The organism is Gemmobacter sp. 24YEA27, assembly GCF_030052995.1.
In the GTDB taxonomy this organism is placed as follows: domain Bacteria; phylum Pseudomonadota; class Alphaproteobacteria; order Rhodobacterales; family Rhodobacteraceae; genus Pseudogemmobacter.
Map to the genome: position 1 here is coordinate 1,578,900 of NZ_JASJPW010000001.1, position 12,480 is coordinate 1,591,379.

The 12,480-nt window shown below is 60.9% G+C and carries 7 protein-coding genes and 2 pseudogenes; 7 read left to right on the plus strand and 2 right to left on the minus strand.

The genetic code is table 11. The features are described 5' to 3' along the window. The first annotated feature begins 71 nt into the window (after positions 1–71). From rpoC to QNO18_RS07910, 7 genes and pseudogenes are all read left to right on the plus strand, one after another. Positions 72–4,306 (plus strand): annotated as a pseudogene (gene rpoC / locus QNO18_RS07880) (DNA-directed RNA polymerase subunit beta'). 324 nt (positions 4,307–4,630) lie between these two features. Beyond that, on the plus strand, positions 4,631–5,500 hold the full coding sequence (locus QNO18_RS07885) for a DMT family transporter (protein ID WP_283177226.1): 870 nt from the start codon (positions 4,631–4,633) through the stop codon (positions 5,498–5,500). A 292-nt stretch (positions 5,501–5,792) separates the two neighbouring features. Further along, positions 5,793–6,164: a 30S ribosomal protein S12 gene (gene rpsL / locus QNO18_RS07890; protein ID WP_092895889.1), complete on the plus strand. Its 372-nt coding sequence runs from the start codon at positions 5,793–5,795 to the stop codon at positions 6,162–6,164. A gap of 20 nt (positions 6,165–6,184) precedes the next feature. After that, positions 6,185–6,655 carry a 30S ribosomal protein S7 gene (gene rpsG / locus QNO18_RS07895; protein WP_092895891.1) on the plus strand — a complete coding sequence of 157 codons (471 nt, stop codon included), beginning with the start codon at positions 6,185–6,187 and terminating at the stop codon, positions 6,653–6,655. Positions 6,656–6,664: 9 nt separating this feature from the next. Beyond that, positions 6,665–8,781: pseudogene (gene fusA / locus QNO18_RS07900) on the plus strand (elongation factor G). A 79-nt stretch (positions 8,782–8,860) separates the two neighbouring features. Continuing rightward, positions 8,861–10,036 carry an elongation factor Tu gene (tuf, locus tag QNO18_RS07905; RefSeq protein ID WP_283177227.1) on the plus strand — a complete coding sequence of 392 codons (1,176 nt, stop codon included), beginning with the start codon at positions 8,861–8,863 and terminating at the stop codon, positions 10,034–10,036. Positions 10,037–10,250: 214 nt separating this feature from the next. Continuing rightward, positions 10,251–11,201 (plus strand): endonuclease/exonuclease/phosphatase family protein, encoded by a 951-nt coding sequence (locus tag QNO18_RS07910; RefSeq protein WP_283177228.1) that lies wholly within the window; start codon positions 10,251–10,253, stop codon positions 11,199–11,201. A 58-nt stretch (positions 11,202–11,259) separates the two neighbouring features. Here QNO18_RS07910 and QNO18_RS07915 read toward each other — a convergent pair whose 3' ends face one another. Next, a complete protein-coding gene (locus tag QNO18_RS07915; protein WP_283177229.1) occupies positions 11,260–11,580 on the minus strand; it encodes a hypothetical protein in 321 nt (106 codons plus the stop codon). A 125-nt stretch (positions 11,581–11,705) separates the two neighbouring features. After that, positions 11,706–12,476, minus strand: a complete 771-nt coding sequence (locus QNO18_RS07920; protein WP_283177230.1) for an amino acid ABC transporter ATP-binding protein — start codon at positions 12,474–12,476, stop codon at positions 11,706–11,708. Positions 12,477–12,480 lie beyond the last annotated feature (4 nt).

The following is a 12,480-nucleotide window of genomic DNA, read 5'->3' on the forward strand; positions in this document are numbered from 1 at the left end:
AATTCCGGGCCGGTTTCTGGAAAGAAACCGGCGCCACCCTCTGACCGCAACCTCCTGATTGGGAAGATCAAATGAACCAGGAACTGACGAACAATCCGTTCCGGTCGCGCCGGTCAAGACGTTTGACGAGATCAAAGTCTCGCTGGCGTCGCCGGAGCGTATTCTCTCGTGGTCCTACGGCGAGATCAAAAAGCCGGAAACCATCAACTACCGGACTTTTAAGCCCGAGCGCGACGGTCTGTTCTGTGCCCGGATTTTCGGGCCGATCAAAGACTATGAATGCCTTTGCGGCAAATATAAGCGGATGAAGTATCGCGGCGTTGTCTGCGAGAAATGCGGCGTGGAAGTCACGTTGCAAAAGGTCCGCCGTGAGCGCATGGGCCATATTGAGCTGGCCGCTCCGGTCGCGCATATCTGGTTCCTGAAGTCGCTTCCGTCCCGGATCGGCCTCATGCTGGACATGACCCTGCGGGATCTGGAACGCATCCTCTATTTCGAAAACTATGTCGTTATCGAGCCGGGTCTGACTGATCTGACCTATGGTCAGCTGATGACCGAGGATGAGTATCTCGACGCGCAGGACCAGTATGGTGCTGATGCTTTCACCGCCAATATCGGTGCCGAAGCGATCCGCGAAATGCTGGCCGCGATTGATCTGGGCCAGCTGGCCGAGACCCTTCGCGAAGAGCTGAAGGAAGCCACCGGCGAGCTGAAGCCCAAGAAGATCATCAAGCGTCTGAAGATCGTCGAGAGCTTCTACGAATCCGGCAACCGCCCGGAATGGATGATCCTGACCGTGCTTCCGGTGATCCCGCCGGAACTGCGTCCGCTCGTCCCGTTGGACGGTGGCCGTTTCGCGACCTCGGATCTGAACGACCTTTATCGCCGCGTCATCAACCGGAACAACCGGCTGAAGCGTCTGATCGAGCTGCGTGCGCCTGACATCATCGTCCGCAACGAAAAGCGGATGCTGCAGGAGGCGGTTGACGCGCTGTTCGACAACGGCCGTCGTGGCCGAGTGATCACCGGGACCAATAAGCGCCCGCTGAAATCGCTGTCCGATATGCTGAAAGGCAAGCAGGGCCGCTTCCGTCAGAACTTGCTCGGCAAGCGCGTCGACTTCTCGGGCCGCTCGGTCATCGTGACCGGGCCGGAGCTGAAGCTGCACCAGTGTGGTCTGCCGAAGAAGATGGCTCTCGAGCTCTTCAAGCCCTTCATCTATTCGCGGCTGGAGGCCAAGGGCCTGTCCAGCACCGTGAAACAGGCGAAGAAGCTGGTTGAGAAAGAGCGTCCGGAAGTCTGGGACATCCTCGACGAGGTCATCCGCGAACATCCGGTCCTTCTGAACCGCGCGCCGACGCTGCACCGGTTGGGCATCCAGGCGTTCGAGCCGATCCTCATTGAGGGTAAGGCGATCCAGCTGCACCCGCTGGTTTGTTCCGCCTTCAACGCCGACTTCGACGGCGACCAGATGGCTGTTCACGTTCCCCTCTCGCTGGAAGCCCAGCTTGAGGCCCGCGTTCTCATGATGTCGACGAACAACGTTCTGTCGCCCGCCAACGGCGCGCCGATCATTGTTCCGTCGCAGGATATGGTTCTCGGGATCTATTACGTGACCATGCAGCGCGAAGGCATGAAGGGCGAGGGCGGTCTCTACCGCGATATCGACGAAGTCGAACACGCCCTTGCCGCCGGCGAGCTGCATCTGCATGCCAAAATCACTGCCCGCCTCAAGCAGGTCGATGAGGAAGGCAATATCGTCTGGAAACGCTACGAGACGACGCCTGGCCGTCTGCGGATCGGGAACATCCTGCCGCAAAACGCCAAAGCGCCGTTTGAACTGGTGAACCGTCTTCTGCGTAAGAAAGACGTGCAGACCGTCATCGACACGGTCTACCGCTACTGCGGTCAGAAAGAGTCGGTGATCTTCTGTGACCAGATCATGGGTCTCGGCTTCCGCGAGGCGTTCAAAGCAGGCATCTCGTTCGGCAAGGACGACATGGTCATCGCCGACAACAAATGGGACATCGTCAATGCGACGAAGGCTCTCGTTGCCGATTTTGAACAGCAGTATCTCGACGGGTTGATCACTCAGGGCGAGAAATACAACAAAGTCGTCGACGCCTGGTCGAAATGCAACGACAAGGTGACCGAGGGCATGATGTCCACGATCTCGGCCACCAAATACGACGACAATGGCGCCGAGAAGGAACCCAACTCGGTCTATATGATGGCCCACTCCGGTGCCCGGGGTTCGGTCACGCAGATGAAGCAGCTGGGCGGTATGCGCGGCCTTATGGCCAAGCCTAACGGCGAGATCATCGAGACGCCGATCATCTCGAACTTCAAGGAAGGTCTGACCGTTCTTGAATACTTCAACTCGACCCACGGCGCCCGGAAGGGTCTGTCGGATACCGCTCTGAAGACGGCGAACTCGGGTTACCTGACCCGCCGTCTGGTCGACGTGGCGCAGGATTGCATCGTTCGCGTGCATGATTGCGGCACCGAGAACTCGATCACTGCTTCGGCAGCCGTCAAGGAAGGCCAGGAAACCGCTCCGCTCTCGGAACGGGTGCTGGGCCGTGTCGTGGCGGAAGACATCATGATCCCGGGCACCGATGAGGTGTTGATCGCCAAGGGTGAACTGATCGACGAGCGCAAGGCAGATCTGGTCGGCAAGTATAACGTACCTGTCGCCCGTATCCGCAGCCCGCTGACCTGTGAGGCCGAGGAAGGCGTCTGCGCCCAGTGCTACGGTCGCGACCTCGCCCGTGGTACTCAGGTGAACATCGGTGAAGCGGTCGGCATCATCGCCGCCCAGTCCATCGGTGAACCGGGCACGCAGCTGACGATGCGGACCTTCCACATCGGCGGTGTTGCGCAAGGCGGCCAGCAGTCGTTCCTTGAAGCTTCGCAGGAAGGCAAGATCGAGTTCCGCAACGCGAACCTCCTTCTGAACGTCGCAGGCGAGCAGGTGGTGATCGGCCGGAACATGTCCATCGCGATCATCGACGCCAATGGCGACGAGCGCGCGGTGCACAAGCTGACCTATGGCGCCAAACTTCACGTGAAGGATGGCGAAGAGGTCAAGCGTGGCCATAAGCTGTTCGAATGGGACCCCTTCAACCTGCTGATCGTGGCCGAAAAGGCTGGCGTGGCGCGGTTCAAGGACCTGGTCAACGGCATCTCGGTGCGCGAAGACACCGATGACGCAACCGGCATGACGCAGAAGATCGTGTCTGACTGGCGTGCGGCACCGCGTGGCTCGGATCTCAAGCCCGAGATCCTTGTGGTGAACCCGGAAACGGGCGAACCGGTGCGTGGCGACAGCGGCAACCCGATCCAGTATGCGATGTCGGTGGATGCGGTTCTCTCGATCGAAGACGGTCAGGAACTGCGCCCGGGCGATATCGTGGCGCGTATTCCGCGCGAAGGCACCAAGACGAAGGACATCACCGGGGGTCTTCCCCGCGTGGCGGAACTCTTCGAGGCGCGTCGCCCGAAAGATCACGCAATCATCGCGGAAGCCGATGGTTATGTGCGCTTTGGCAAGGACTACAAGAACAAGCGCCGCATCACGGTCGAGCCGGTGGATGAGACCCTTCAGTCGATGGAATATATGGTGCCCAAGGGCAAACATATCCCCGTCCAGGAAGGCGATTTCGTCCAGAAGGGCGACTATATCATGGACGGGAACCCCGCGCCGCATGACATCCTGCGTATCATGGGTGTCGAAGCGCTGGCGAACTACATGATCGACGAGGTCCAGGACGTCTATCGTCTGCAGGGCGTGAAGATCAACGACAAGCATATCGAGGTTATTGTGCGGCAGATGCTGCAGAAACTCGAAGTGCTGGATTCGGGGGATACCACGCTGCTGAAGGGCGAGCAGGTCGAACGCCAGGAGCTGGAGGAAGAGAACCTCAAAGCCCGTGGCCGCGGTCTCCGCGAGGCGAAAGCCGAGCCGGTTCTGCTGGGGATCACCAAGGCGTCGCTGCAGACCCGCAGCTTCATCTCGGCGGCTTCCTTCCAGGAGACGACCCGCGTCCTTACCGAGGCGTCCGTTCAGGGCAAGCGCGACAAGCTGCAGGGCCTGAAAGAGAACGTCATCGTGGGCCGTCTGATCCCGGCCGGCACCGGTGGGGCCACGCGCCGCGTGAAGTCCATCGCGTCCGAGCGCGACTCGACGGTGATCGAGGCACGCCGCAGCGAGGCGGAAACCGCCGCCGCTCTGGCCGCTCCGATCCCGGCTGCGCAGCCTGATCTGGCCAGCGTGATCGTCGACGATCTGGAAAGCCGGGATTGATCCCCGGCTCACTGGCCCCGGGCCGGTGAAGTGATCTCTGGCCCCGTCCGGACAACCGGGCGGGGCTTTTCTGTCTCCACACCCGGGGCGCTGAACCGGGGCAGGGGGCCAGACCGGATATTCCGCATTGGCAGGGCCTGTGCCTTCGCGGTGCACGGTTGTGGGCCGCGCGTGGTTCGCTGGTCCCGGCCTTTCCCCCGGGGATATGTGGAACGTGGCGCCGCCGGGGGCCGATATAAAGCGGAGGGGGCCGCATCCTGCCCTTCCAAACCGGGCTGAAACCTGACAGAGGGCAGGGCGAGCAGAACTGAGGCGCCCGACATCATGCCAGTGAGTGAGAAGACCCGCGGTATCGCGCTGATGTTGCTGGCCATGCTCGCCTTCGCGATCAATGACACGATCATCAAGCTTTTGCTGGCCGATATGCCTTTGCCGCAGGCGATGGTGGTGCGCGGTGTGCCGGCCTGCGCCATGCTGGCGCTGCTGGCCTGGCGGGCGGGGGCCTTCTCACATCTGCCGAAGGGGAGGGACCGCAAATTCCTGATCCTGCGCAGCCTTGGCGAAGTGGCGGCGACTCTGACCTTCCTCGCCTCTCTGATGCATATGCAGCTGGCCAATGTCACCGCCATCCTGCAATCAGTGCCGCTTGCTGCGACGGCTGCTGCCGCTGTGTTTCTGGGGGAAAAGGTCGGCTGGCGTCGCGCGCTTGCAGTGGCCATCGGCTTCATCGGGGTGCTGATCGTGATCCGTCCCGGCGAGAACGGGCTGGACCCCTGGGCGTTTCTGGTGCTTCTGTCGGTGGCCTGCGTGGTCTGCCGCGATCTGATCACCCGGCAGATCAGCCGCGCTGTACCGGCGGCGCTGGTCGGGCTTGGCGCGGCGATCATGGTCCTGACGCTGAGCGTCGTCTGGTCGGTCTTTGTGCCATGGGAGCCAGTGACCCTGCGCCATCTGCTGCTGGCGCTTGTCGGCGGGTTCTTCATGACGATGGCATTCGTCTCGCTGGTGGGCGCATTGCAGTCCGGAGATGTCGGCATGACGGCGCCCCTGCGGTATAGCCAGCTCTTATGGGCGACGCTGCTCGGCTGGCTGGTCTTTGACCATCTGCCCGATATTGTGACCCTTGCAGGGGCGGCGCTGATCGTGGCCTCCGGGGTCTTCACCATCCTGCGTGAGGCCCGGCGCAGGGGGTGAATCCTGCCCGGTTCCTGTGGCCCGGGCACCTGTGCCACGGGCGGGGGCGCAGTTGACACCAGGGGCGATTCCACCTATAGCCCGCTCACCCTTGCGGGGCTGCCATGTGCCGCCAGGGTCAGAGCGTCCTGAAATTCAGGGCCGGACCCCGTCCGATCCTCTGCAGAAATACCCGCGTCATCCACCTTATCGGCGGATGAATGCGGTTTTTGTGTTTTGCGATTCGCGCAATGCACTCGAGAAGCGGCGCACCATAAGGCATAGGGTGCGAGTATCGAAACGAGGAACGTGAATGCCGACGATTCAACAGCTTATCCGGAAACCCCGGGAAGATAAGCCGAGCAAGTCCAAGTCCCAGCACCTGGAATCCTGCCCGCAAAAGCGTGGGGTTTGTACCCGCGTTTACACCACGACCCCGAAGAAGCCTAACTCCGCTATGCGGAAAGTGGCCAAGGTTCGTCTGACGAACGGCTTCGAGGTGATCTCCTACATCCCCGGCGAAAAGCACAACCTGCAAGAGCACAGCGTTGTTCTGATCCGCGGCGGCCGCGTCAAAGACCTTCCGGGTGTCCGTTACCACATCCTCCGGGGTGTTCTGGATACCCAGGGCGTCAAAGACCGTCGTCAGCGTCGTTCGAAGTACGGCGCCAAGCGTCCGAAGTGATCCAGGAGAGGTAGAGAGACATGTCCCGTCGTCACGCCGCAGAGAAGCGCGAAATTCTCCCGGACGCCAAATATGGCGACCGCGTTCTGACCAAATTCATGAACAACCTGATGCTGGATGGCAAAAAGTCGGTCGCCGAGTCGATCGTCTATGGTGCCCTGACTCGCGTCGAAGGCCGCCTGAAGCGTTCGCCGATCGAAGCCTTCCACGAAGCGCTCGACAATGTGAAGCCTTCGGTCGAAGTCCGGTCGCGCCGCGTTGGTGGTGCAACCTACCAGGTTCCGGTCGAAGTCCGCACCGAGCGCCGTGAAGCGCTCGCGATCCGCTGGCTGATCATCGCTGCGCGTAAGCGCAACGAGAACACCATGGAAGAGCGTCTGGCAGCTGAGCTGTCCGATGCCGTCAATGGCCGCGGCACTGCCGTGAAAAAGCGCGAAGACACCCACAAGATGGCCGACGCGAACAAAGCGTTCAGCCATTACCGCTGGTAAGGGGGCCAAATGGCACGCGACTATCCGCTTAATCTCTATCGTAACTTCGGCATCATGGCCCACATCGATGCCGGCAAGACGACCACGACCGAGCGTATTCTTTTCTATACCGGCAAGAACCACAAAATGGGCGAGACGCACGATGGCGCCTCGACCATGGACTGGATGGAGCAGGAGCAGGAGCGGGGGATCACCATCACCTCGGCTGCCACCACCACCTTCTGGGAAAAGACCTACGACGGCACCGCTCCGACCTCGCCGAAGCACCGCTTCAACATCATCGACACCCCGGCCACGTTGACTTCACCATTGAAGTTGAACGTTCGCTGGCGGTTCTTGATGGCGCGGTCTGCCTTCTCGACGGTAACGCCGGTGTGGAACCGCAAACCGAAACGGTGTGGCGTCAGGCCGACCGTTACGGCGTTCCGCGCATCGTGTTCGTCAACAAGATGGACAAGATCGGCGCAGACTTCCAGAAGTGCCTCGACATGATCAAGGACCGCACCGGCGCTACGACCGCGCCGATCGCGTTCCCGATTGGTGCCGAAGATCATCTGGAAGGCATCGTTGACCTCGTCACGATGGAAGAATGGGTCTGGGAAGGCGACGATGTCGGCGCATCCTGGGCGCACCGTCCGATCCGTGACGACCTGAAAAAAGAAGCCGAGACCCGTCGCGCGACCCTCGTCGAGCTCGCCGTCGAGCAGGACGATGCTGCGATGGAAGCTTACCTCGAAGGCAAAGAGCCTTCGCAGGACGAGCTGCGCGCGCTGATCCGCAAGGGCACCCTAGCGATGGCATTCGTGCCGGTTCTGGGCGGTTCTGCGTTTAAAAACAAAGGCGTGCAGGCTCTCCTGAACGCTGTTGTCGATTATCTGCCTTCGCCGCTGGACGTGAAACCCTATATGGGCTTCGCACCGGGCGACGAGACCGAGACCCGCAACATCCAGCGCGTTGCAGACGATGCCCAGCCCTTCTCGGGTCTGGCGTTCAAGATCATGAACGACCCCTTCGTCGGCTCGCTGACCTTCACCCGTCTCTATTCGGGCGTGATGAAAAAAGGCGACAGCCTGCTCAATTCGACCAAAGGCCGCAAAGAGCGCGTTGGCCGGATGATGATGATGCACGCCATCGAGCGTGAGGAAATCACCGAAGCCTTCGCCGGCGACATCATCGCGCTTGGCGGTCTGAAAGAGACCACCACCGGTGACACGCTTTGCGATCCGGCAAACCCGGTCGTTCTGGAAACCATGACCTTCCCGGTCCCGGTTATCGAGATCGCCGTCGAGCCGAAAACCAAGGCTGACCAGGAAAAGATGGGCATCGCTCTTGCCCGTCTGGCTGCCGAAGACCCCTCCTTCCGGGTTGAGACCGATCAGGAATCGGGCCAGACCATCATGAAGGGCATGGGCGAACTTCACCTCGACATCCTCGTCGACCGTATGCGTCGCGAGTTCAAGGTCGAGGCGAATATCGGCGCGCCGCAGGTGGCTTATCGTGAGACGATCTCGCAGCAGCATGAGATCGACTACACGCATAAGAAGCAGACCGGTGGTACGGGTCAGTTCGCACGCGTCAAGCTGGTGATCACGCCGACCGAACCGGGCGAAGGCTATTCGTTCGAGTCGAAAATCGTTGGTGGTGCGGTTCCGAAGGAATACATCCCCGGCGTCGAAAAAGGCATCAAATCCGTCATGGATTCGGGCCCGCTGGCAGGCTTCCCGGTGATCGACTTCAAAGTCGCTCTCATCGACGGTGCTTTCCACGACGTCGACTCTTCGGTTCTCGCCTTCGAAATCGCAGCGCGTGCAGCAATGCGTGACGGTTTGAAAAAAGCCGGCGCGAAACTGCTTGAGCCGGTGATGAAAGTCGAAGTGGTGACCCCGGAAGAATATACCGGCGGCATCATCGGCGATCTGACCTCGCGTCGCGGCATGGTTCAGGGCCAGGACACCCGGGGCAATGCAAACGTGATCAACGCGATGGTCCCGCTGGCGAATATGTTCGGTTATATCAACAACCTGCGTTCCATGTCTTCGGGCCGCGCGGTGTTCTCGATGGAATTCCACCATTATGACGCCGTGCCGGAAAACCTGAGCCAGGAAATCCAGAAGAAACACGCCTGATCCGGCGGGAGGGCGTCCGCGCCCTCCACCCCCCAAATGCCGCGAAACTCGCGGAGCAAGAATTTGAAGGAGTTGCCAAATGGCAAAGGCAAAGTTTGAACGGAACAAACCGCACGTCAACATCGGCACGATCGGCCACGTTGACCACGGCAAGACGACCCTGACGGCCGCGATCACCAAATATTTCGGTGACTTCAAAGCCTATGACCAGATCGACGGTGCTCCGGAAGAGCGCGCCCGCGGCATCACGATCTCGACCGCACACGTCGAGTATGAGTCGGAGTCGCGTCACTACGCCCATGTTGACTGCCCCGGCCACGCCGACTACGTCAAAAACATGATCACCGGTGCGGCCCAGATGGACGGCGCGATCCTCGTTGTGAACGCCGCTGACGGACCGATGCCGCAGACCCGCGAGCACATCCTGCTCGGCCGCCAGGTGGGTATCCCCTACATGGTCGTCTATATGAACAAGGTCGACCAGGTCGATGACCCGGAACTGCTGGAACTCGTCGAGATGGAAATCCGCGAGCTTCTGTCGTCCTACGAATACCCGGGCGACGATATCCCGATCATCAAGGGCTCGGCTCTGGCTGCGATGAACGGCACCAATCCGGAGATCGGCGAGACCTCGATCCGCGAACTGATCGCGGCTGTCGACGCCTATATCCCGACCCCGGAGCGCGCTGTTGACCAGCCCTTCCTGATGCCGATCGAAGACGTGTTCTCGATCTCGGGCCGCGGCACGGTTGTGACCGGTCGTATCGAGCGCGGCGTGATCAACGTCGGTGACGAAGTCGAGATCGTCGGCATCCGTCCGACCTCGAAGTCGATCTGCACCGGTGTGGAAATGTTCCGCAAGCTGCTCGACCGCGGTGAAGCCGGCGACAATATCGGCGCGCTGCTGCGCGGCGTCGACCGTGATGGCGTCGAGCGTGGTCAGGTTCTGTGCAAGCCGAAATCGGTTCTGCCGCACACCACTTTCGAGGCTGAGGCCTATATCCTCACCAAGGAAGAGGGTGGCCGTCACACGCCGTTCTTCGCGAACTACCGCCCGCAATTCTACTTCCGCACCACGGACGTGACCGGCATGGTCAAGCTTCCGGAAGGCACCGAAATGGTGATGCCGGGCGACAACCTGAAGTTCGAAGTCGAACTGATCGCGCCGATCGCCATGGAAGAGAAACTGCGCTTCGCAATCCGCGAAGGCGGCCGCACCGTTGGTGCAGGCGTTGTTGCCAAAATCATCAAGTGATCTGAAGCCTTCGGGTTTTGTGATCCAGAGGCCGCCCTTCGGGGCGGCCTTTTTCTGTTCCGAGCCGCCGGCGGGCGTATCTGGAGCAAGCGGAAATTCCGGCGCTCTCTTGATGCAGACGCGCCCCGCAGAGCGATCTGCCGAAACCAGAGACTATGCCTCGTCATAATTCCGCGCCAGGATAAGCTGGCCTGGTTTTTGTGCGGAGGTCTTCATGCGCCTTTCGATTCTGGCTGTATTGCCCCTGTCCCTTTTGCCGCTGCCCGCTGCGGCCGAGACCGTGTTGCGGGTGATGAGTTTCAACATCTGGGGCGGCGGTGTGAATGAGGATAAAGACGTCTCTGAGACGGTCGCTGCCATTCGTGCCGCAGGCGCGGATATCGTGGGTCTGCAGGAGACCCGGGCAGAGCCTGAGGATTGCAGTGCCGAATCCTGCGAAGCGACCGGTCCCTCGGCGGCAGAGGCAATTGCCCAGGCACTTGGCTGGCAGTGGTACGATCAGAAGGGCGGGGCGCCGGCGCTCTGGGCCAATGCGGTGATCTCGCGCTACCCGATTGGCGAGGCCAGCCCGCATGAGCTTGGTGTCCGGATTGATGTGGAGGGCAGGGCGGTCTGGCTCTTCAATATCCATCTCGATGATGAACCCTATCAGCCTTACCAATTGCTCGGGATTGAATATGGCCCGGCGCCATTCCTGACCACGGGGGAAGAGGCGGCGGATTGGGCGCGGCGGACACGGGGGAGCGGGATGGATTTGCTGGAGAAGGATCTGAACTCCGCAGCGGGCGCGGCGGCGGTGTTTGTGACCGGCGATTTTAATGAACCGTCGTGGCTTGACTGGACCGGGGCTGCGATGGCGCAGGGCACGCATCCGGTTGTGGTCGAATGGCCGGCGACGAAGCGGCTCGCCGATCTTGGGTTCACCGATGCCTATCGGGCGGTCTTTCCCGATCCTGTCGCGAAGCCTGCTTTCACCTGGGCCCCACGTTATGACGAGGCTGCCACGGATGACCACCCGGACCGGATCGACCAGCTGCTGGCAAAAGGCGATGGGCTGCGGGTCACCGATGCCGCCATCATTGGCGAAGATGGGCCGCGCAGCGATATTGTCGTGATGCCCTGGCCCTCGGATCACCGCGCGGTGATGGCGGAATTCGCATTCTGACCCCTGCCGGGCGGTGTTTGCCCGGGGGTGGACCCCGGGCAAAGTCTCTGCGCGAGGCTCAGTTATCGCAGGCTTCGACCGGCGTGCGGACCTCATAAGTGACTTTGCCGGTCATCCCTTCCGGCAACGGCTGCGGGTCCAGCCAGATCTCGATATCGCAGCCATCAGTGTCGATTTCCCATTTCACGCTGCCATCTTCGGCATGGCGTTCGTATTCAAGCCCGTCGATGGGGCGCCCGCCGAGACGCTCGGCCACGGCCTCGCTGGCGAGGATGGTCTGCATCTGCTCGATCCGGTCAAAATAGGGCGGCAGGGCGGCCAGGGCCGGCAAGCTGCCAAGCACGATGACGGCGGCGGCGAGGGGAAAAGTGCGGGACATGGATGCTCCTCTGAAAGCGTTCTTCCAGTGATAGCCGCCGGGCCTGTGATTGTAAGGCAGGATTACGTCAAAAGCGAAAACCCGCCAGCGGGTACGGCGGGTTTTCAGGGGGAGCTGCAGGCAGGTCAGTGGCCGAGGATCTGGCTCAGGAAAAGCTTGGTACGTTCAGATTGCGGGTTCGAGAAGAACTCTTTCGGCGCATTCTGTTCGACGATCTGACCCTGATCCATGAAGACGACGCGATTTGCCACAGCCTGGGCAAAGCCCATCTCATGGGTGACGCAAAGCATGGTCATGCCCTCTTCGGCGAGCTCGATCATGGTGTCGAGCACCTCTTTGATCATCTCGGGGTCAAGCGCCGAGGTCGGCTCGTCAAAGAGCATGATCCTGGGGCGCATGCACAAAGACCGCGCGATGGCGACCCGCTGCTGCTGCCCCCCTGACAGCTGGCCCGGATATTTCAGTGCCTGATCGGGGATCTTCACCTTGGTCAGGAAATGCATCGCGGTTTCTTCGGCCTGTTTCTTCGGGATCTTGCGGACCCAGATCGGCGCAAGGGTGAGGTTTTCCAGCACCGTCAGATGCGGGAAGAGGTTGAAATGCTGGAACACCATTCCGACCTCGGAGCGCACCTTGTCGATATTCTTGAGGTCGTTGGTCAACTCGGTGCCGTCGACGAAGATATGACCGGACTGGTGTTCCTCCAGCCGGTTGATGCAGCGGATCATCGTTGATTTCCCCGACCCGGAAGGGCCACAGATCACGATTCGCTCGCCGCGCGCCACCGTCAGGTCGATATCGCGTAAGACGTGGAACTGGCCGTACCATTTGTTCATCTTGCGGATTTCGATCGCGACTTCGCCCGCGACGTCCGGGATCTTCTGTGCCTGGCTCATGATG

What these genes read in the sequence shown, in the direction of transcription:
- QNO18_RS07885 (WP_283177226.1), top strand. Translation starts at nt 4,631, where the DNA reads ATGCCAGTGAGTGAGAAGACCCGCGGTATCGCGCTGATGTTGCTGGCC.
- rpsL (WP_092895889.1), top strand. Translation starts at nt 5,793, where the DNA reads ATGCCGACGATTCAACAGCTTATCCGGAAACCCCGGGAAGATAAGCCG.
- rpsG (WP_092895891.1), top strand. Translation starts at nt 6,185, where the DNA reads ATGTCCCGTCGTCACGCCGCAGAGAAGCGCGAAATTCTCCCGGACGCC.
- tuf (WP_283177227.1), top strand. Translation starts at nt 8,861, where the DNA reads ATGGCAAAGGCAAAGTTTGAACGGAACAAACCGCACGTCAACATCGGC.
- QNO18_RS07910 (WP_283177228.1), top strand. Translation starts at nt 10,251, where the DNA reads ATGCGCCTTTCGATTCTGGCTGTATTGCCCCTGTCCCTTTTGCCGCTG.
- QNO18_RS07915 (WP_283177229.1), bottom strand. Translation starts at nt 11,580, where the DNA reads ATGTCCCGCACTTTTCCCCTCGCCGCCGCCGTCATCGTGCTTGGCAGC.
- QNO18_RS07920 (WP_283177230.1), bottom strand. Translation starts at nt 12,476, where the DNA reads ATGAGCCAGGCACAGAAGATCCCGGACGTCGCGGGCGAAGTCGCGATC.